Source organism: Brevundimonas sp. GCM10030266 (genome assembly GCF_042666595.1).
Classification (GTDB): domain Bacteria; phylum Pseudomonadota; class Alphaproteobacteria; order Caulobacterales; family Caulobacteraceae; genus Brevundimonas.
The window spans coordinates 179,564-198,979 of sequence record NZ_JBHTCY010000004.1 but is presented as its reverse complement, the minus strand read 5'-3'; the positions used below and the strand labels follow the sequence as shown (position 1 = coordinate 198,979).

Annotated in this window: 17 protein-coding genes and 1 tRNA gene; 4 read left to right on the top strand and 14 right to left on the bottom strand. The window is 68.0% G+C overall.

Features of this window, described 5'->3' with window-relative positions:
• Window positions 1–4: 4 nt before the first annotated feature.
• From glyA to ACFQQC_RS13155, 9 genes are all read right to left on the bottom strand, one after another.
• Window positions 5–1,318: a serine hydroxymethyltransferase gene (gene glyA, locus ACFQQC_RS13195; protein WP_376862894.1), complete on the bottom strand. Its 1,314-nt coding sequence runs from the start codon at window positions 1,316–1,318 to the stop codon at window positions 5–7.
• A 37-nt stretch (window positions 1,319–1,355) separates the two neighbouring features.
• Entirely contained in the window at window positions 1,356–1,547 is a 192-nt protein-coding gene (locus ACFQQC_RS13190) for a DUF6898 family protein (protein ID WP_376862893.1), read from the bottom strand.
• Window positions 1,548–2,774 (bottom strand): 5-aminolevulinate synthase, encoded by a 1,227-nt coding sequence (hemA, locus tag ACFQQC_RS13185; protein ID WP_376862891.1) that lies wholly within the window; start codon window positions 2,772–2,774, stop codon window positions 1,548–1,550.
• Window positions 2,775–2,949: 175 nt separating this feature from the next.
• Complete coding sequence (gene mmsB, locus ACFQQC_RS13180; protein WP_376863228.1) at window positions 2,950–4,029, bottom strand: 3-hydroxyisobutyrate dehydrogenase; 1,080 nt, start codon at window positions 4,027–4,029, stop codon at window positions 2,950–2,952.
• Window positions 3,921–4,715, bottom strand: a complete 795-nt coding sequence (locus ACFQQC_RS13175) for a class I SAM-dependent methyltransferase (RefSeq protein ID WP_376862890.1) — start codon at window positions 4,713–4,715, stop codon at window positions 3,921–3,923. Before ACFQQC_RS13175 ends, mmsB begins: the two co-directional genes overlap by 109 nt.
• A 251-nt stretch (window positions 4,716–4,966) precedes the next feature.
• Window positions 4,967–6,019: an enoyl-CoA hydratase/isomerase family protein gene (locus ACFQQC_RS13170; RefSeq protein ID WP_376862889.1), complete on the bottom strand. Its 1,053-nt coding sequence runs from the start codon at window positions 6,017–6,019 to the stop codon at window positions 4,967–4,969.
• A 9-nt stretch (window positions 6,020–6,028) separates the two neighbouring features.
• Window positions 6,029–6,445, bottom strand: a complete 417-nt coding sequence (locus ACFQQC_RS13165; RefSeq protein ID WP_376862888.1) for a PIN domain-containing protein — start codon at window positions 6,443–6,445, stop codon at window positions 6,029–6,031.
• A complete protein-coding gene (locus tag ACFQQC_RS13160; protein ID WP_376862887.1) occupies window positions 6,426–6,692 on the bottom strand; it encodes a type II toxin-antitoxin system Phd/YefM family antitoxin in 267 nt (88 codons plus the stop codon). The genes ACFQQC_RS13165 and ACFQQC_RS13160 overlap by 20 nt, the downstream gene beginning before the upstream one ends.
• Window positions 6,693–6,745: 53 nt before the next feature.
• Complete coding sequence (locus ACFQQC_RS13155; protein ID WP_376862886.1) at window positions 6,746–7,885, bottom strand: acyl-CoA dehydrogenase family protein; 1,140 nt, start codon at window positions 7,883–7,885, stop codon at window positions 6,746–6,748.
• Window positions 7,886–8,039: 154 nt separating this feature from the next.
• On the opposite strand from ACFQQC_RS13155, the gene hemB reads away from it, so the two are divergent.
• Window positions 8,040–9,050, top strand: coding sequence for a porphobilinogen synthase (hemB, locus tag ACFQQC_RS13150; RefSeq protein WP_376862885.1), 1,011 nt, complete (start codon window positions 8,040–8,042; stop codon window positions 9,048–9,050).
• Here hemB and ACFQQC_RS13145 read toward each other — a convergent pair.
• The 5 genes from ACFQQC_RS13145 to ACFQQC_RS13125 are packed head-to-tail and all read right to left on the bottom strand — an operon-like array spanning window position 9,047 to window position 13,064.
• Window positions 9,047–9,841, bottom strand: a complete 795-nt coding sequence (locus tag ACFQQC_RS13145) for an MBL fold metallo-hydrolase (RefSeq protein WP_376862884.1) — start codon at window positions 9,839–9,841, stop codon at window positions 9,047–9,049. The two genes, hemB and ACFQQC_RS13145, sit on opposite strands and share 4 nt — an antisense overlap.
• Complete coding sequence (locus ACFQQC_RS13140) at window positions 9,841–10,629, bottom strand: TatD family hydrolase (RefSeq protein ID WP_376862883.1); 789 nt, start codon at window positions 10,627–10,629, stop codon at window positions 9,841–9,843. The genes ACFQQC_RS13145 and ACFQQC_RS13140 overlap by 1 nt, the downstream gene beginning before the upstream one ends.
• Window positions 10,626–11,606 (bottom strand): DNA polymerase III subunit delta', encoded by a 981-nt coding sequence (locus ACFQQC_RS13135; RefSeq protein ID WP_376862882.1) that lies wholly within the window; start codon window positions 11,604–11,606, stop codon window positions 10,626–10,628. The genes ACFQQC_RS13140 and ACFQQC_RS13135 overlap by 4 nt, the downstream gene beginning before the upstream one ends.
• Window positions 11,603–12,229: a dTMP kinase gene (gene tmk, locus ACFQQC_RS13130; protein WP_376862881.1), complete on the bottom strand. Its 627-nt coding sequence runs from the start codon at window positions 12,227–12,229 to the stop codon at window positions 11,603–11,605. Before tmk ends, ACFQQC_RS13135 begins: the two co-directional genes overlap by 4 nt.
• Before the next feature lie 37 nt (window positions 12,230–12,266).
• Complete coding sequence (locus tag ACFQQC_RS13125) at window positions 12,267–13,064, bottom strand: septal ring lytic transglycosylase RlpA family protein (RefSeq protein ID WP_376862879.1); 798 nt, start codon at window positions 13,062–13,064, stop codon at window positions 12,267–12,269.
• Window positions 13,065–13,161: 97 nt separating this feature from the next.
• Here ACFQQC_RS13125 and ACFQQC_RS13120 point away from each other — a divergent pair.
• The 3 genes from ACFQQC_RS13120 (at window position 13,162) to ACFQQC_RS13110 (ending at window position 19,356) form a co-directional block, all read left to right on the top strand.
• A tRNA-Ser gene (locus ACFQQC_RS13120) sits at window positions 13,162–13,251 on the top strand.
• Window positions 13,252–13,433: 182 nt separating this feature from the next.
• Window positions 13,434–14,783 carry a tetratricopeptide repeat protein gene (locus ACFQQC_RS13115; protein WP_376862878.1) on the top strand — a complete coding sequence of 450 codons (1,350 nt, stop codon included), beginning with the start codon at window positions 13,434–13,436 and terminating at the stop codon, window positions 14,781–14,783.
• 130 nt (window positions 14,784–14,913) lie between these two features.
• Window positions 14,914–19,356 (top strand): beta strand repeat-containing protein, encoded by a 4,443-nt coding sequence (locus ACFQQC_RS13110; RefSeq protein ID WP_376862876.1) that lies wholly within the window; start codon window positions 14,914–14,916, stop codon window positions 19,354–19,356.
• The last annotated feature ends 60 nt before the right edge of the window (window positions 19,357–19,416 follow it).

Genomic DNA, 19,416 nt, shown 5'->3' with positions numbered 1-19,416 from the left:
GCGCTTATCCGTAGATCGGGAAGCGGTGGGTCAGTTCACGCACCTGGGCCGCGACCGCCGCCACGACGGCCGGATCGGCCTCATCGCCGCCGTTCATCGAGGAGACGACATCGGCGATCCATTCGCCGATCTGGCGGAACTCGGCCTCGCCGAAGCCGCGCGTCGTGCCCGCCGGAGTGCCCAGACGGACGCCCGAGGTGATGGTGAAGGGCGCAGTGTCGAACGGCACGCCGTTCTTGTTGCAGGTCATCAGCGCCTTTTCGAGCTCATGCTCGGTGGCCTTGCCGGTGACGCCCTTGGGCCGCAGGTCGACCAGCATCAGGTGGCTGTCGGTGCCGCCCGAGACGATGGCCAGGCCGCGGTCGATCAGGACGGCGGACAGGGCCTGGGCATTCTTCACCACCTGCTGGGCGTAGAGCTTGAACTCGGGCTTGAGCGCTTCACCAAAGGCGACGGCCTTGGCGGCGATGACGTGCTCCAGCGGGCCGCCCTGCAGGCCGGGGAAGACGGCCGAGTTGATCTTCTTGCCCAGGTCAGCGTCGCGCGACAGGATCATGCCGCCGCGCGGACCGCGCAGGGTCTTGTGGGTCGTGGTGGTGACCACATCGGCGTGCGGGATCGGATCCGGATAGACGCCGCCGGCGATCAGGCCCGCATAGTGGGCCATGTCGACCATCAGGTAGGCGCCGACGCTGTCCGCGATCTCACGGAAGCGCTTGAAGTCGATGTGACGGCTGTAGGCCGAGGCGCCGGCGAGGATCAGCTTGGGCTTCTCGCGCTCGGCCATCTCGGCGACGTGGTCGTAGTCGATCAGATGGGTGTCTTCGGTGACCTTGTAGGTCACGGGACGGAACCACTTGCCCGACTGGTTGGCGGGCGAGCCGTGGGTCAGGTGGCCGCCGCAGGCCAGATCCATGCCCAGGAAGGTGTCGCCCGGCTGCAGCAGGGTGAAGAAGACGGCCTGATTGGCCTGGGCGCCCGAGTGCGGCTGGACGTTGGCGAAGGCGGCGCCGAAAAGCTCCTTGGCGCGCTCGCGGGCCAGGTCCTCGGTGATATCCACGAACTCGCAACCGCCGTAGTAGCGGCGGCCCGGATAGCCCTCGGCGTATTTGTTGGTCAGGACCGACCCTTGCGCGTCCAGCACCGCCTTCGAGACGATGTTCTCGGACGCGATCAGCTCGATCTGCTCCTGCTGACGGCCCAGCTCACCCTGGATGCCCTTGAAGATATCCGGATCGGCGTCCGCGAGGGATTTCGAGAAGTAGTCGGCGTGGGTGTAGGCGGTCACTGGGAATCCCCGGAATTGGCGGCGCTTCATTTAGGCCTGTGAGGGGACAACCACAACATCTTGTGGCTCAGCCTGTGGCCAGCGCCCGCTTGAGCTTGGCCAGGGCGACGCGCTTGAGGCCTTCCGGTTCATGCACCGGCCCCATGGCGGAGACCTCGCGGCCGGTGGCCACGTGGATGGCCGAGCATTTCAGATAGGGGCCGTTGCGGGTCAGCTCGAAGATGACCTCGCCCAGATCGGGATCACTCGCCCCCGGCAATCAGGCCACCGCGGGCAGACGCACCACATTGCAGTGCGTCCACAGGGCATCCATCGCCTTGACCAGATCGTCCATCATCGCGTCGGTGTGGTTCGGCGACGGGGTGAAGCGCAGGCGCTCCGTGCCCTTGGGGACGGTCGGATAGTTGATCGGCTGGACATAGACCCCGTACTGCTCGAGCAGCATGTCCGAGATCATCTTGGTGTGCACCGGATCGCCGACGAAGACCGGGACGATGTGGCTGACGCTCTCCATCACCGGGATGCCGGCGGCGGCGAAGCGGGCCTTGAGGGTGGCGGCGCGCTCCTGGTGGGCGTCGCGCAGTTCCGGATGGGCCTTCAGGTGGCGCACCGAGGCCAGGGCGCCGGCGGTCAGGGCGGGCGGCAGGCTGGTGGTGAAGATGAAGCCCGAGGCCCAGCTGCGGATGGCGTCAACGATCACGCTGTCGGCGGCGATATAGCCGCCCATGACGCCGACGGCCTTGCCGAGGGTGCACTCGATGATGTCGATCTGGTCGAGGACACCGTCGCGCTCGGCGACGCCCGCGCCGGTCTGGCCATACAGGCCGACGCCGTGGACTTCGTCCAGATAGGTCAGGGCATTATACTTCTTCGCCAGCGCAATCGTGCCGGCCAGGTCGGCGATGTCGCCGTCCATCGAATAGACGCTCTCGAAGGCGATCAGCTTGGGCGCATCGGCGGGCGCGGCCTGCAGCAGGGCCTCGAGATGCTCCAGATCGTTGTGCGCGAAGATGTGACGCTCACCACCGCCGTGGCGGATGCCCGCGATCATCGAGGCGTGGTTCAGCGAGTCCGAGAAGGTGATCAGGCCCGGCAGGATCTTCTGCAGGGTCGACAGGGCGGCCTCGTTGGCGACGTAGCCCGAGGTGAACAGAAGCGCAGCTTCCTTCCGGTGCCAGCTGGCCAGCTCGGCCTCAAGGTCCACCGCCGAACGGGTGGTGCCCGAGATGTTGCGGGTGCCGCCGGCGCCGGCGCCGACCTCGTCGATCTCGACCTGCATGGCCTCCAGCACCGCCGGGTGCTGGCCCATGCCGAGGTAGTCGTTCGAGCACCAGACCACGACGTCCTGCTCGGAGCCGTCCTCGCGGCGACGCTTCGCCAGCGGAAACTGGCCACGGACGCGCTTCAGGTCGGCGAAGACGCGATAGCGCCCCTCCCCCTTCACCTGCTCAACGGCGGTCTCGAATGCGGCCTTGTAGTCGAACAACCCTGCGGCTCGTCTGGTCTTTGACAACTCGGGGGTATGTGCGCCCCGGGCCGGCGAAAGTCTATCCGAAGGACAGGCTAAATCGCCGCAACCTGCTAATTGATAACGGTTCTCAGTATCGATCGTGCGCATGAGCGATCCTCTCTGGAAGGACCTTGCCATGCCTTGCGATGGATCAAGACTTGGGCAAATCGTCCAACTTGCCGCGCAGCATCTGCAGGATGGCCGAGAAGTCGCGGTCGCCGTAGCCGAGGCCGTTGAACATCTGGAACAGCGCCTCGGTCTGGGCGCCCAAGGGGGTTGAGGCGCCGGACTTGGCGGCGGCGTCCTGGGCCAGCTTCAGGTCCTTCAGCATCATGGCGGCGGCGAATCCGCCCTCATAGTTGCGGTTCGACGGCGCGGTCGGGACCGGCCCGGGCCAGGGGTAGTAGGTCGTCGTGGACCAGCTCTGGCCCGAGGATTTGGCGACGATGTCGAACATCTTCACCGGGTCGAGGCCCAGCTTCTCGGCCAGGCCGATGGCCTCGCAGGTGCCCAGCATGGTGATGCCGAGGATCATGTTGTTGCAGATCTTGGCCGCCTGCCCCGCCCCGTGGTCGCCGGCGCGGAAGGTGGCGCGGCTCATCGGCTCCAGCGCCGCCTCGATGCGGGCGAACTCGGGCTCGTCACAGCCGACCATGAAGGCCAGGGTCCCGGCGTCCGCCGCCATGGTGCCGCCCGAGACGGGCGCGTCGGCGAAGGCGTAGCCCGCCTCCTTCGCCAGCCCGGCGACCTTGCGGGCGGTGTCCACGTCGATGGTCGAGCAGTCGAGCAGCAGGGCCGAGGACGGCGCGGCGCCGATGATCTGTTCCGAATAGACCTTCAGCACATGCGGCCCGGCGGGCAGCATGGTGATGACCACATCCGCGCCCTTCACGGCCTCGGCGACCGAGGCGACCGGAGTGCAGCCCGCGGCGGCGGCGCGGTCCAGCGCGGCCTGCGACAGGTCGAAAGCCAGAACGGTATGGCCCGCCTTGGCCTGATTGGCGGCCATGCCCCCGCCCATGTTGCCCAGGCCGATGAAGGCGATGGTGGTGGTCATGGCGCGTCTCCCTTTTGGTTTTGAGGGAGGGTTAGCGAGGGCGAAGGCGGAAGGCCAGAAGGAACCTAGATCGGCTTGCGGAACCGATAGACGAAGCGGTCGGTCTTGCCCCGGATGCTCTCGTCGAAGACCGACAGGGTGTGGTCGTCCGAGGGAACGCGGACGGCGCTCGATTCACCGTCGAAGATGAAGCCCGCGGCCTCGACCTGACGGCGGAGCTCGGCGGCTTCGATGCGGTGCAGGCTGCCGGCGACCGAGATGCCGGCGCCGGTCGCCGCCTGATGGTCGAGGATGACGTAGAGGCCGCCCGGCTTCAGCACCTCGAACACCCGGCGGTTCATCGCCGCCACATCCACGCCGAAACGTGGGATGGTGAAGTCGTGGTACTCTTCGCCCATGAAGACGACGTCCAGCGGCTCGTCGAAGGTCATGGTCTCGAGCGCGCCGGTGACGCGGGTGGTGTTCGGATAGGTCGAGGCCAGACGGTCGGCGAGGGCGTTTTCACGGCCCGCCGTCTGGTTCGGCACGAAGGCGTAGACATGGCCGCCCGCGCCGACGACGGGCGCGAACAGGCGGGTGAAATAGCCTTCCTCGGGCCGGATGTCGGCGATGGCGTGGCCCGGCTGCAGGTTCATCATGGCCAGCATGTCGGCCGGCTTGCGCAGCGGATCGCGGGCGACCTCTTCCGGCAGGCGACGGCTGTCCGACAGGGCGGCGGCGTAGCGGCTTTCCGGCGTGGCCTGCACGGCGGGGCTGGTCGCCGGGGCGATGATCGTCCGCTCGGCGGTGTCGCTGGCGATGATGACGCAGCCCGACAGGGCGACGGCGCAGACGGTGGCGAGGACGACGGTACGCAGCATGGTTTCCTCCAGAAGACGCGCTGATACGCCGCCGATTTCGAGCCGGATGCAAGCGTTTCCCTCTCCCGATGGGAGAGGGCTTGAGCGCACGACGCGGAGCGTCGTCCTTGCGCGAAAGGGTGAGGGTCGATCGTCGGCATTCGGCGATGAGCCGCGTCACTGTTCCGGGCAGCCGGCCCGGGCCGGACTGAACCAGCCGCCCCTCATCCGACGGGGCTCCGCCCCGCCACCTTCTCCCATCGGGAGAAGGATTAGGTGAGAGGCTTCCACGCCTCATCATCCGGCAAGGGCGCGAACAGCGCATCCAGCGTCGCGTCGGTGACGCCCGACAGGTCGGCGGGCGACCATTTCGGGGCGTTGTCCTTGTCGACGATGACGGCGCGGACGCCTTCCTGGAAATCGTGGGTGGAGACGACACGACCGCCTAGGGCGAACTCCATCGCCATGTTGTCGGCGAAGCTGTCCAGCTTCGCGCCCAGCCGCATCTGGCGCAGCGAGACCTTCAGCGACTGGGGCGATTTGGTTTTCAGCGTCGCCAGTTGCGCCAGCGCCCAGTCCGAGCCGTCGGCCTCCAGAGCCGCAAAGATCTCCTCGACCGTGTCGAAGGCGAACAGGCGGTCGATGGCCTCCAGATGCGCCTCGATCGGGGCCTCGCCGGGATCGTCTTCCAGCCCGTCGGCGACGTCGATCGGATAGGCCGGATCAGCGGACAGGATGGCGCGGAAGGCCTCCAGCGCATCGGTCGGCAGATAGTGGGTGTGGATGCCCAGGAAGACGGTGTCCGCCGCCTTCAGGCGGGCGCCGGTCAGGGCCAGCCAGATGCCCGTCTGTCCGGGCAGGCGCGGCAGGAACCAGCCGCCGCCGACATCGGGGAACAGGCCGATGCCGGTCTCGGGCATGGCGTAGGTGGTGCGTTCGGTGGCGATGCGGACCGTGGCGGGCTCGGAGATGCCCACGCCGCCCCCCATGACGATGCCGTCCACCAAGGCGGTCACCGGCTTGGGATAGTCGAACAGCAGGTGGTTCAGCTGGTATTCGGTGCGGAAGAAGGCCTTGGCCTCCGACGCGTCCCCTGCCCCGCTCTCGGCGATCATGCGGATGTCGCCGCCGGCGCAGAAGCCGCGTTCGCCCGAATGGTCGATCAGGACGGACTTCACCGCCTCGTCCTCGCGCCAGGCCAGCAGGGCCTCGATCATGGCGTCGCACATCGGTTTGTTCAGCGCGTGCAGGGCCTTGGGCCGGTTGAGGGTGATGATCCCGACGCCGGAAGAGACGTGGGTGAGGATTTCGGCTTCATCGGTCATGCGCCGGGATTAGCCGCGAAGATCGAAGACGGGAAGCCCGGCGGCGATCGCGGCGGCGAGAAGCTCTCCGTCACGAGATACAACCGCCGCATCCTGCTCCATGGCCAGCCAGAGGTAGCCGGCGTCAAACAGGCTCAGGCCTCGGCTGGCCGCGATATGGGCCAAGGCCTGAACGCCCTCACGGCCAACCGGAGGCGCGGACGCTATTCTGAAGCTGTCGAGCACGGCGAACGCGCCCGCCAGATCGAAGCCGGGCTCCCGGCGGGTCTGGCGAACCAGCAGGTTGCCGATCTCCCACTGGAAAACGTGAGGAGCGACGGGATCGGAAGTCTCAAGCCGATCCAGCAAATCCATTGACGAGGGCGTAGCCTGCGACGCGAGCAGCCAGGACGCCGCCGCCGACGCGTCAACGACCAGCTTCGTCACGCGCAATCGCCTTTAATTCTTCCCACGAGAGCGAAGCCCATTCGGGGTCCGGGGCCTGCCTGTCGCGAAAGGCGCGCGCCCGTTCCGCCACGCTCAAAGCGCTGGGCTGATGTGCGACAGGCTCAGGCGTCAGCCGCGCCACAGCCTTGCCATGGCGCGTGATGACAATGACCTCGCCTGTCGCTTCGACGTCGTCGAGCAGGGCCGAGAGGTTGGTCTTGGCTTCAAGGACGCCGACGGTGCGCATGGCAAAATCCTGACCACAATTCTGGTCAGAATATCACAGGTTGCTCAGCCGACCTACTGCCGCATCATCTCCCGCGCGGTGATCATGCGCATGATCTCGTTGGTGCCTTCGAGGATGCGGTGGACGCGCAGGTCGCGGACGATCCGCTCCAGCGGATAGTCCTTCAGGTAGCCGTAGCCGCCGTGCAGTTGCAGGGCCTCGTCGGCGATCTGGAAGCAGGCGTCGGTGGTGAAGCGCTTGGCCATGGCGCACCATTTGGTCTTTTCCGGGTGGCCGGTGTCGATGGCCCAGGCGCCGCGCAGGACCATCAGGCGGCAGGCGTCCAGTTGGGTGGCCATGTCGGCCAGCTTGAACTGGGTGTTCTGGAACTCGGCTAGGGCCTTGCCGAACTGCTTGCGGGTCGAGACGTACTCCTGCGCCGTCTCCAGCGACAGGCGGGCGCCGCCCAGCGAACAGGCGGCGATGTTCAGGCGGCCGCCGTCGAGGCCCATCATGGCGTAGCGGAAGCCGTCGCCTTCCTTGCCCAGCAGGTTCTCCACCGGGATGCGGCAGTCGTCGAAGCTGACGATGGCGGTGGGCTGGGAGTTCCAGCCCATCTTCTTCTCCTGCGCGCCGAACGACAGGCCGGGCGTGCCGAGATCGACCACGAATGCCGAAATGCCCTTGGCGCCGGCGTCGCCCGTGCGGGCCATGACGACGTAGACATCCGAGGTCCCGGCGCCCGAGATGAAGGCCTTGGAGCCGTTCAGCACCCACTCGTCGCCCTCCAGCCGCGCGGTGGTGCGCATGGCGGCGGCGTCGGAGCCCGAGCCCGGCTCGGTCAGGCAGTAGCTGGCGATCTTCTCCATCGTCACCAGCGACGGCACATAGCGGGCGCGCAGATCGGCGGAGCCGAAGCTGTCGATCATCCAGGTCGCCATGTTGTGGATCGAGATGAAGGCCGCGGTGGAGACGTCGCCGCGCGACAGCTCCTCGAAGATCAGCGCCGCCTCGACGCGGCCCAGGGCCATGCCGCCGTGTTCTTCGCCCGTATAGATGCCGCAGAAGCCCATCTCGGCGGCGTGACGCATGACGTCGACAGGGAAATGCTTGGCCTCGTCCCACTCGGCGCTGTGCGGGGCCAGTTCGGCCTCGGCGAAGGCGCGAGCGGCCTCCTGGATGGCGCGCTGGTCGTCGGTAAGGGCGAAGTCCATGATTACTCCCGCAGGTCTGTCGGCCTCTGACGGGCCGGTTCGCGCCGCTTCTATCCAACCGCTTCCGTTCCGTCATCCTTGGGCAAGCCGCGACAGGCTGCGAAAAACGCCAGCCGCACTGTTTTTTCCGGCCCGACAGGCATAAGTCCGCGCCATGACCCAGCCCTTCCCGCCCGCCGCCTTCCCCTACGCCCGTCCGCGTCGCCTGCGCTCCAGCCCGTGGGTGCGCAAGCTGGTCGCCGAGACCACGCTGACGCCGGCCGATCTGGTCTGGCCGCTGATCGTGCATGACGGGAAGGAAGACCGAATTCCGGTGGCCTCGATGCCGGGCGTGTCGCGCCTGAGCCCCAAGGCCGCCGCCGAGGCCGCGAAGGAGGCCCGCGATCTGGGCATTCCGCTGGTCGCCCTGTTCCCCAATGTGGATGGGGCGATCAAGGACGGCGTCGGGACAGGCGCGACCGATCCGGACGGGCTGATCCCCGACTGCATCAAGGCCATCAAGGACGCCGTGCCCGAGATCGGCGTCATGACCGACGTGGCGCTGGACTGCTACACCGACCACGGCCACGACGGCGTGGTCGAGGGCGACCGCGTCCTGAACGACGCGACGCTGGAGCGTCTGGCCGAACAGGCCTTCATCCACGCCCACGCCGGGGCCGACATCGTCGCCCCGTCCGACATGATGGACGGCCGGGTGCAGGCGATCCGCGAGGCGCTGGAGGCCAATGGCTACGCCGACACCCTGATCCTGTCCTATGCGGCCAAATACGCCTCGGCCTTCTATGGTCCGTACCGCGACGCCGTGGGCTCGGCCAAGCAGCTGCGCGGCGACAAGAAGACCTATCAGATGGACTACGCCAACACCGAGGAGGCCCTGCGCGAGGTGGCGATGGATATCTCGGAAGGCGCCGATGCGGTGATGGTCAAGCCGGGGATGCTGTACCTCGATATCGTGCGGCGGGTGTCCGAGACCTTCGGCCTGCCGACCTTCGCCTATCAGGTGTCCGGCGAATATTCGATGATGCGCGCTTCGATGGCCAACGGCTGGCTGGACGAGGACCGCGCCATTCTGGAGAGCCTTCACGCCTTCAAGCGGGCGGGCGCGGCCGGAGTGCTGAGCTACTTCGCCCCGCAGGCGGCGCGACTGCTGAACGGCTACGGCTAGACCCGGGCGCTCCAGCCGTCGAAACCGACTTCGACGTTGTCCGGAACAACCGCCGACAAGGCCTTGTAATCCAGATCAATATGCAGGTTCGTCAGGACCGCGCGCTTCACCTGCGCCCGCTCGATCCAGTCCAGCGCCTTGTCGACATGGGCGTGGGTCGGGTGGGCCGTCCAGCGCAGGGCGTCGACGATCCACAGGTCGCAGCCGCGCACGGCCTCGATAGCCGCCTCGTCCAGGTCGGAGACGTCGCTGGAATAGGCGATGCCGCCCATCCGGTAGCCGACCGAGCGGATCGGGCCATGGACCTGGTCGAAGGTGACGACCGGCACATTCCCGCCCGCGCCTGACACTGACCAGGGCGCGCCATGCGGCGGGATGTCGTGCGGCTCCAGGATCGGCGGATAGCCCTCGACCATTTCGAAGATGTAGCCGAACCGGTCGGTCAGGGCCGCGCGCGTCGGGGCGTCCATGAAGGCCGGGATGCGCTTGCGGGCGCGCAGGGCGAAGACGCGCAGGTCGTCTATGCCGTGGGTCTGGTCGGCGTGGTCGTGGGTGTAGAGGACGGCGTCGATGTGCCGGACCTGCGCCGCCAGCATCTGCTCGCGCAGGTCGGGCGAGGTGTCGATCAGGACGCTGGTGACGCCGTCCGGGCCGTGGCGGCGGATCAGGGCCGAACAGCGGGTGCGGCGGTTCCTTGGCTCGGCCGGATCACAGGCGCCCCAGTCGCCGTCGCCGCGCGGCACGCCCCCGGAGGAGCCGCTGCCCAGGATGACGACTTCCAGCTCGTCCATCAGGCGCCTTCCGGTCTCGGGATACGGTCGAACAGGGCGAAGAAGGCGTCGGTCGTGCGCGCCTCGGCCTCGTCGCGCGACCAGCCCCGGATCTCGGCCAGCTTGTCCAGCACGTGGCCGACGTAGGCGGGCTCGTTGCGACGGCCCCGGTGCGGGATCGGCGCCAGATAGGGGCAGTCGGTCTCGACGATGATCCGGTTGGCGGGCATGACGGCGACGATGTCGCGCACCTCCTGCGCCGCCTTGAAGGTGGCGATGCCGGAGACCGAGAACCAAGCACCAAGTTTCGCCGCATGTTCAGCCAGTTCCGGACCGCTGGTGTAGCAATGCATGAGGAATTTGAAGGGCGCCTTCGCCTGTTCCTCCTCGAGGATGGCGGCCATGACGTCGTCGGCCTCGCGGGTGTGGACCACCAGCGGCAGGCCGGTCAGGCGGGACGCCTCGATGTGCTGGCGGAACACCGCCGCCTGCTCCTCGCGCGGGCTGAGGTCATAGTGGAAGTCGAGGCCGCACTCGCCGATGCCGACCACGCGCGGCCGCTGCGCCAGATCGACCAGACGGGCGGCGGTCAGGTCGGTGTAGTCCTTCGCCTCGTGCGGATGGACCCCGACCGTGCACCAGATGTCGTCATGGGCCATGGCCAGACCGTGCGTCGCCTCGAAGGTCGACAGCTTGTCCGAAATCTCGACCATCATCCGCACCCCGGCCTCGCGGGCGCGGGCGATGACCTCGTCCCGGTCCTCATCGAACTGGGGGGCATGCAGGTTGACGTGGCTGTCGATGATCATCCGCGGGCGGCCTTGGTGCGTTGCAGGTCCGCCAAGGCTCCGGCCAGCACATCGGCGCGGTCCAGATTGATGGCGGCGGTGCGGTCGGGCAGTTCGGACAGCCGGGTCCACAGGTCGGCCCATTTGGCGCCCGACGCCCCCTCCTCGATGGCGCGCACCTTCACGGCGGCGATCAGGCGCTCCATCAGGGTCTCGAACCGCTCCTGCCCCTCGGCGCCGCGGAATTTGTCGGCGATGGCCAGGGCCTCGGCGCGGTCGACGTGATCGGCATTGACCCAGTCCTGGGCGATCTGGTCGGCTTCCAGAGTGGCGCCGGACGCCAGCGCCAGAGCCTGCCCGGGCGAACCGCCGGCCATGTTGGCGATGCGCGAGGCCTCGGCCGAGGACACCCCCGTCCGGTTGCGGACCATCTCCTCCAGCGCATGCTGCGGCCAGACCGGGAAGGCCAGACGGCGGCAGCGCGAGCGGATGGTCGCCAGCAGGCGGCCCGGCGCATGGGTGACGAGGAACAGCACGCCGCGCTCAGGCGGCTCCTCAAGAACCTTCAGCAAGGCGTTGGCGGCGTTCAGGTTCAGGTCGTCGGCGGCGTCGATGATGGCGACGCGATAGTGGGCCTGGGACGGGCTCTTGGAGAAGAACTCCGGCAGGTCGCGGGCCTGATCGACCGAGATGGATTTCTTGGTCTTGCCGCCCTCAACCAGCCGCTCCAGCACCAGCAGGTCCGGGTGCGACTGGGCCGCGATCTGGCGCGATATCGGATCGTAGGGGTCGGCGCCCAGCGGGCCGCGCGACGGGTTCGGCGCCGCGCCCAGCAGGCGACGGGCGGCCCGATAGGCGAAGGTCGACTTGCCCGAACCCTCGACCCCGCACAGCAGCCAGGCGTGGTGCAGGCGTCCCCGCGCCTGAGCATCGACAAAGGCGGCCTCGGCGGCGGCGTCCGGGATCAGGTCGAAACGGTCCCGCGGGTGCTCGCTCACAGCAGCCGGCCCTCGATGGCGGCCCAGACGCGGGCGGCCACCGCCTCCTCATCGCCCGTGGCGTCGATCACCACACAGCGCTCAGATTTTTCCTGTGCGATTTCAAGGAAACGTCGGCGGAGCCTCTCATGGAACTCCAGCCCTTTGGACTCGAACCGGGTCTCGAACAGACCGCGTCCGAAGGCGCGCTCCAGACCCACCTCCACCGGCAGGTCGAAGATCAGGGTCAGGTCCGGCTGGGTGTCGCCGACGATGGCGGCGTCCAGGGTCTCGATGAAGTCGGCGGGCGCGCCCCCGCCGGCGCCCTGATAGGCCCGGCTGGAATCAGCGAAACGGTCACAGACCACCCAGCGGCCGGCCTCCAGCGCCGGACGGATGGTCTTCTCCAGATGGTCGCTGCGGGCGGCGAACATCAGCATCGTCTCGGTCAGCGGCGACCAGCGGCCCGCGTCGCCGTTCAGGGCGATGTTGCGGATCTCCTCGGCGCCGGTCGAGCCGCCGGGTTCGCGCGTGCGGATCGCGTCGATGCCATGCTCGCGCAGCCGTTCCAGCAGCCGGGCGACCTGCGTGGATTTGCCGGCGCCTTCGCCGCCTTCGAACGTGATGAATCTGCCGTGGGTCACGGGGGCACAATGGCGACCCCGCCGACTGAGGCAAGGGTCAGCGGCTCGATATCAACAGGGCGTCCGCATATCCGCGCGCCACGACGGCCTGACGGGCGCTTTCGGCGGCGTTGGGATCGGGCCAGGGGCCGATCAGGACGCGGTAGGTCGGCGAATCGCCGCGCGTGGCGACATCGACCGTGGCCCGATCCCCGAGACGATCCGCCACACGCCGCGCGGCGCGGCGATCAGCGAACGATCCGGCCTGGATCCAGTAGGCGCCGGTCTCCGCGGCGGGCTGCGGGCGGGGCGCCGCCGGAGCGGGCGCGGCGGCGGCGTACTGCACCGGCTGGCTCGAGCCCAGACGCGGCGCAGGGCCCAGATAGCGCACCCTCACCTCGCCCACGCCCCGCTCCAGCATGCCGAGCTGGTCCGCCGCGCCGCGCGACAGGTCGATGATGCGATTGTCCACGAACGGCCCGCGATCATTGATCCGCAGCACCACGCTGCGCCCGTTGGCCAGATTGGTCACCTCGACCAGTCCCGGCAGCGGCAGGGTCTTGTGGGCGGCGGTCATGGCGTACATGTCGAACCGCTCGCCGGTCGCCGTCGGACGCCCGTTGAACTGGTCGCCGTACCAGGAGGCCAGACCGGTTTCGTCATAGTTCGGCTGCTCAGCCGGGCGATACCACCGCCCGCGGATCTGGTAGGGCCGCATGGTGCCCGAAACGATCGGCGCCGGATCGGTCACCACCGGGATGCGCGCCCCGCCCGACGACCGCGCGCCGGTCGCGCAGGCCGCCATCAGGGGCAACAGCGCCACAATGCATGCGCCCTTGAGAAATCTTGCCGTCATCGTCCCGATCCTTGTGGAGATCCGGATGCCACACGGACATTTCCGCTTTGGTTAACGGGACGTTTGAGGGTATGCGGCGTGTCCGCTCACTGGACACGGACAGGTGGCCGAGTGGTTTAAGGCAGCGGTCTTGAAAACCGCCGTAGGTGTGAGCCTACCGTGGGTTCGAATCCCACCCTGTCCGCCAGCCGATTGATCCCTGGAACCCCATCTGCATCAGCGTGAGCTTTCATGAGCCGGCGCCCGCCGCGCCCGCGGCAGGAGCAGGCCGGGGCAAGGCCGCAATCTGAACCTTCGACTTGTCGCCGTCGCGGCGCGCCAGCATAGAAGAACAGCGAAACTCGACATTTCTATCTGCGGGGCGACCAGTTGGCGGCGGGCAATCGGATTGATGGCTGGAAGGCCATCGGCGCCCATTTCGGACGCGACCGCACCACCGCCATGCGCTGGGCCCAGACGCGTGGCCTGCCGGTGCGACGCATCCCCGGCGGAAAGACAGCCACGGTCTATGCCCTGCGCGACGAGCTGGATCGCTGGGCCAGCCAGCAGTCGGACGATGATGTCACCGGTTCGATGACGCCTGCGCAGGGCGTCCCCGCGCCGGTGAAGCGGTCGGGTCGTTCGCGCCTCCTGCTCATGACCGCTGCCCTCGTCGTGTCGGGTCTCGCCGCGGCGGGTGTCGCCGCCCTCGTGCTGACCGATCAGCCCGACCCGGCCGAGGCGGAAGCGGCGACCCTGCCCCTCCCCTCTGATCCGGCGCTCGCGACCCTCTATCTGGAGGCGCGGGACGACTGGGCGGTGCGCACGCCGGAAGCGCTGATCCGGGCGATCGAGGCGCTGGAGACCGTCACCCGTCGCGACCCTGACTTCGCGCCCGCCTTCTCGGCCCTGGCCGACGCCTATCTGCTCAGTCGCGAGTTCGGCGCCATGCCGGACGCCGAGGCCTTCGAGCAGGCGCGCACCGCAGCCCATGCCTCGCTCCGGCTGGAGCCCGATCTCGCGAGCGCCCACCGGTCCATCGGCTTCATCCAGTACTGGGCTGACAACGATCCCGCCGCCTCCGGGCGCTCGTTCCGCCGCGCCATCGAACTGAGCCCCAACAGCGCCCAGACCCATTTCTGGTACGGCAACGTCCTGTCCGACAACGGCGCGCATGACGCGGCGCTGCGCGAGTTGAACAAGGCGCGTTTGCTGGAGCCGGGGTCAGTCGCCATCCAGACCGACCTTGCCTGGGCCAAATGGGCCGCCGGTCGTCAGACCGCCGCCCGCGAGGCCCTGGACCGGCTTGCCGTCAGCGCACCGACATTCCCGGTCGTGCAGGACTGCCTGTCCATCCTCTACCTCGCCGAGGGGGATGTCGGCGGCTACGTCCGCGCCTTCACACGGTATGCCGAGTTGCGCGATGACCTCGCCCTGCGAAACAAGGCCGCCGCGCTTCAAGCGGCCTGGGCCGACAGTCCGGAAACGACCCGCCGCCTGCTTCTCTCCACGGCCTTGTCCGACGTCGAGAATGGCGCGGCGCGCAATCGTGCCTGGGCGGCGTTCGTCGCTTCGACCTCGGGAGACCGCGCGGCGCTGCTCGACATCCTGACCCGTGCGGATCGCGCGCAGGAGCGATGGGGGGGCGCGGGCACCACCGGCGTGATCCGCCGACGCTGGTCCCGTGACCCCGAGATCCTGCGACTTCTGGACCGACGCCGACCCCATCCGGTCGAGTAGCGAACGGCGATAAACCGCAACTTGCAACCATTTGCGACACCGTGCCCGCCCCGGCGATCGCGCAGGCTGGTGCGCGCCTGAGGGGATGCGATCCGCATGTCGCGTTCCGGGTTGAGCACGGAAATTCGCCATGGCCCTGACCACCAGCCACACCATTCGCCAACTGCGCACGGGCGACGCCGGCGTCGGCGGCAACACCCGTCTGACCGGAATTCACGACGGCGAAGCGGGCATCGTGACGGTGTCCCTGTCGGGCGAGTTCGACGTCACCCAGAGATCGGAATTCCTCTTCAGAACATGGGCCACCGCTGCAGTCGACGGCGTTCAGGGAACCTCCATCGCCCGGCTCAACAACGGCACCTATGTCGTCACCGGACAGGACGCGGACAGCGTGGTGCGGGTGTCGATCGACGCTTTCGGCGGCCTTATCCGCCACGACGACATCGGCGACACCGGATCGGTCGAGGCGCGCGTCGTCGCCCTGAACAACGGCGGCTATGCGATCCTCAGCGCCGATCAGGTCACCCCGGGCGATTTCAATCTCGAGCTACGCTATTATTCGGCCGCCGGTGTCGAACAGGCCAACATCACGCTCGACGGCTCCGCCGCCATTGATCGTCGCGGCGAGATGGCCCTGCTGTCGAATGGCAACATCGCCGTGACCTGGTCTCGTCAGGTCGGTTCCGACATCGACCATTTCTACGCCATCTATTCGCCCAACGGCGCCATCGTCAGGCCGCCGACCCAAATCGCCGGTGTCGGGGGCGACATCGGCGATCCCTCGATCGCGGCGACGCCGGGCGGCTTCGTGATTGTCCACAACGTCGCGGCGGCCGGGGGTACGGCCGTGGTTCTCAATGATTTCAATGTGAATGGCGTGGCCGGAGCGACGGCGATCGAACCGGTCGGTTCGAACTTCCTGGACGCGCCGTCGGTCCTGACGCTGTCGAACGGCATGCTGGTCGTCTCCAGCCGCTCGGGCCAGAGCGAGCACACGATGATGCTGTTCGGCGCGACCAGCGCACGCACGCTGATCGACACCCGGGAGGGCGTCAGCTTCCTGGGCTCGTCCGATCTCATCTCGGCAGGCGCCGGTCGCTTCGTCAACGCCTTCATCAACCCCTCGACCGGCAGCGCCTCCAATCACCGGACGACCCTTGCCGGTATGGACGTCCTGCGAACGGTAACCGGCGACGGCGCGGCCGACGTCTGGACCGGTGATGACATCGTCAGCATCGTCAACAGTGGCGGCGGCAACGACACCCTGAACGGAGGGAATGCGGCCGAGACGCTCAACGGCGAGGGCGGCAACGACATCATCAACGGCGGCGGTGGGGACGACCTCCTTTCTGGCGGAGCCGGCAACGACACCCTGATCGGGGGCGCGGGCGAGGATACAGCGGATTACAGCCGCGCCGCCTCCGCGGTCATCGCCCGGCTGGATACCGGCACGGCCAGCACCGATGGCAATGGCGGAGCCGATACGCTGGTCGCCATCGAGAACCTGATCGGCTCGGCATTCAACGATCAGCTCCGGGGCGACAATCAGAGCAACCGGCTCGTCGGCGGGGCGGGCGCCGATACGCTCATCGGCCTGGGAGGCATTGATGTGCTCGAGGGCGGCGCGGGCGCGGCGAACACCCTGATCGGCGGCCTGGGCGATGACCGGTACATCGTATCCGCCGCGGGGGATTCCATTTTGGAGCTGGCGGGAGAAGGCACGGACACCGTCGAGACGGCGCTCGGCTCCTTCACGCTCGCCGCCCATGTCGAGAGACTCTTCTACACAGGAACCGGCGCGTTCACCGGCACGGGCAATGCCCAGGACAACATCATCCTCGGCGGCCCCGGGGGCAGTCTGCTGAGTGGCGGGGGCGGGAACGATATCCTGGAGGGCCGCTCCAGCGGAGGCCGGGACACGGTGACCTACGCCTCTGCGGCCGCCGGCGTGGTCTCCAGTCTCACTGACGGCATCACCTCTACGGACGGTGACGGCGGGCGGGACACCCTGGTGAACATCAGCAATCTCATCGGCTCGGCTTTCGCCGACAGCCTGACCGGGAACACTCTGAGTAACAGGCTGCAAGGTGGTGCGGGGAACGACATCCTGAGCGGTCTGGGCGGCGCTGACACTCTGATAGGCGGCGCCGGCAATGACAGCCTGCGCGGCGGCGACGGGGTCGATGCGGTTGACTATTCGGGCGCCGCCGGCAGCGTCAGCGCGAACCTCGGCACAGGCCTTGCGGCCAGTGACGGAGACGGCGGCGTCGACACATTCAACAGCATCGAGAACCTGATCGGGTCCGCCTTCAATGACCTTCTGGTCGGCGACGCCGGCGCCAACGACCTGCGGGGCGGACTGGGCGCTGACATCCTTCAGGGGCTCGAAGGCAATGACCGGCTCGACGGCGGGGCGGGCGCGGCGAACACGCTTCAGGGCGGCCTCGGCGATGACCACTATGTCGTCTCCTCCGCCGCCGACATGATCATCGAACTGGCCGGCGAGGGAATGGACCTTGTGGAGTCGCTGGTCACCACCTTCACCCTGCCCTCCAATGTCGAGCTTCTTATTTTCACCGGGACAGCCAACTTCACCGGTACGGGGAACTCGGAGGCGAACAGCATCGTCGGCGGGCGAGGAGACGATACGCTGGACGGAGCGGGCGGGAATGACCTCCTGCGTGGCGGAGCGGGCAATGACACGCTGATCGGCGGCGCCGGGACCGACATGGCGGATTACGGCGCGGCGGCGGGCCGGGTCGTGGCCAGTCTGACAGCGGGCGTGGCGTTGAACGATGGCGACGGGGGTTCGGACGCGCTCTCGGGAATCGAGAACCTGACCGGCTCGGCCTTCAACGACGAACTGACCGGTTCGGGGGGCGCTAATCACCTGTTCGGCGGACGCGGCGCGGATACGCTGCTGGGGCTGGCGGGAGACGACGTCCTTGCGGGCGGAGCGGGCGACGACGTGCTGGACGGCGGCGCGGGCATCGACCTGCTGGACTACCGTCAGGCCGCGTCGGGCGTACGCGCCCAGCTGAACACCGGGACCGCATCCAACGACGGCGACGGCGGCACGGACATCATCCGGGGCTTCGAGAACATCATCGGCTCAGCCTTCAACGACATGCTGGTCGGGGATGCGGGCGCCAATGTCATCCAGGGCGGCCTGGGCGCCGACCTGCTGATGGGCGGTGCGGGCGACGATATCCTGCACGGCGGTTCGGGGGCGGGGAACGAGCTCTACGGCGGTCTGGGCAACGACTATTTCGTGCTGGACGCCAATGACACGGTGGTTGAGTTCGCCAACGAAGGCATCGACACGGTCGAGGTGCGTATCGATCGTTACAATCTCGGCGCCAACATCGAGAACCTGATCTATGGCCGCTCCGGCGCCTTCACCGGCACCGGCAATGCGCTGGACAACATCATCACCGGCGGCGCCGGCAATGACGTCCTGCGCGGCCGCGGCGGCAACGACACCCTGAATGGCGGCGCGGGCATCGACACGGCCGACTACAGCCAGGCCACCGCCGCCATCAAGGTTCGCCTGGACTCGGTCATCACCCTCGATGATGGCGAGGGTGGACAGGACCACCTGAACTCGATCGAGAACATCACCGGGTCGGACTACAACGACCTGATCGTGGGCAACGCCGGAAACAACACCCTGATCGGCGGCCTGGGCAGCGACGTCCTGATGGGCGGGGCGGGCAATGACATCATCATGGGCGGCCAGATCCAGGCCAATCAGGTGCACGGCGGTCTGGGCAACGACTATTACATCCTCGACGCCCCTGACACGGTGGTCGAACACGCCGGTGAAGGCATCGACACCGTCGAGGCCCGGATCAGCACCTACACCCTCGCCGCCAATGTCGAGAACCTGATCTACACCGGCCCGGCCAGCTTCAGCGGATCGGGTAATGCCCTGAACAACCGGATCACCGGCGGCGCGAACAACGACTATCTGCGCGGCATGGGCGGCAATGATACCATCGACGGCGGGGCCGGGGTGGACACCCTGTACCTGCGCGGCCTGCGCGCGGACTACACCATCACCGTCGAGGGCGAGGGCTATCGCATCGCGGACTCGGTGGCCGGCCGTGACGGCTCGACCTTCGTGCTCAGCATGGAGCGGCTGATGTACGGCAACGGCTCGACCCAGGTGCTGACCTATCCGACCCCGACGCCGGTGGAGAGCGGCCCGCTGGTCCTGCCGGCCCTGACGGAGGAGGTCACGGTCAAGACCGCCGAAGCCGGCCCCCAGGTCCAGCCGGGCGCCGAGGCGCACATCGGCAAGGCCGACATGGCCGACCTGCCGCTGGTGCGACCGGGCCTGCTGGACGACGGTTTCGTGGACTACAAGGCCGCGATCGCCGAGCCGCTGGTGCGCCCCGATGTGTTCAACGACGGCCTGCCCGGACTGGGCGGCGGCGGCCACGGCGGTGGGGAACTGCCGGGTCTGGAGTTCCCGGCCCCGGAGCTGTCCGGCTTCGACACGCCCATCAACCTCGACATCTTCCACCGCTCCCAGATCGGCAAGGCCACCGACCACGACGTCTGGAACTGAGCCGGGCCAGAACGACAAAGCCCCGTCGGGCGACCGGACCACCAGCCGCAAAGGCCGTTC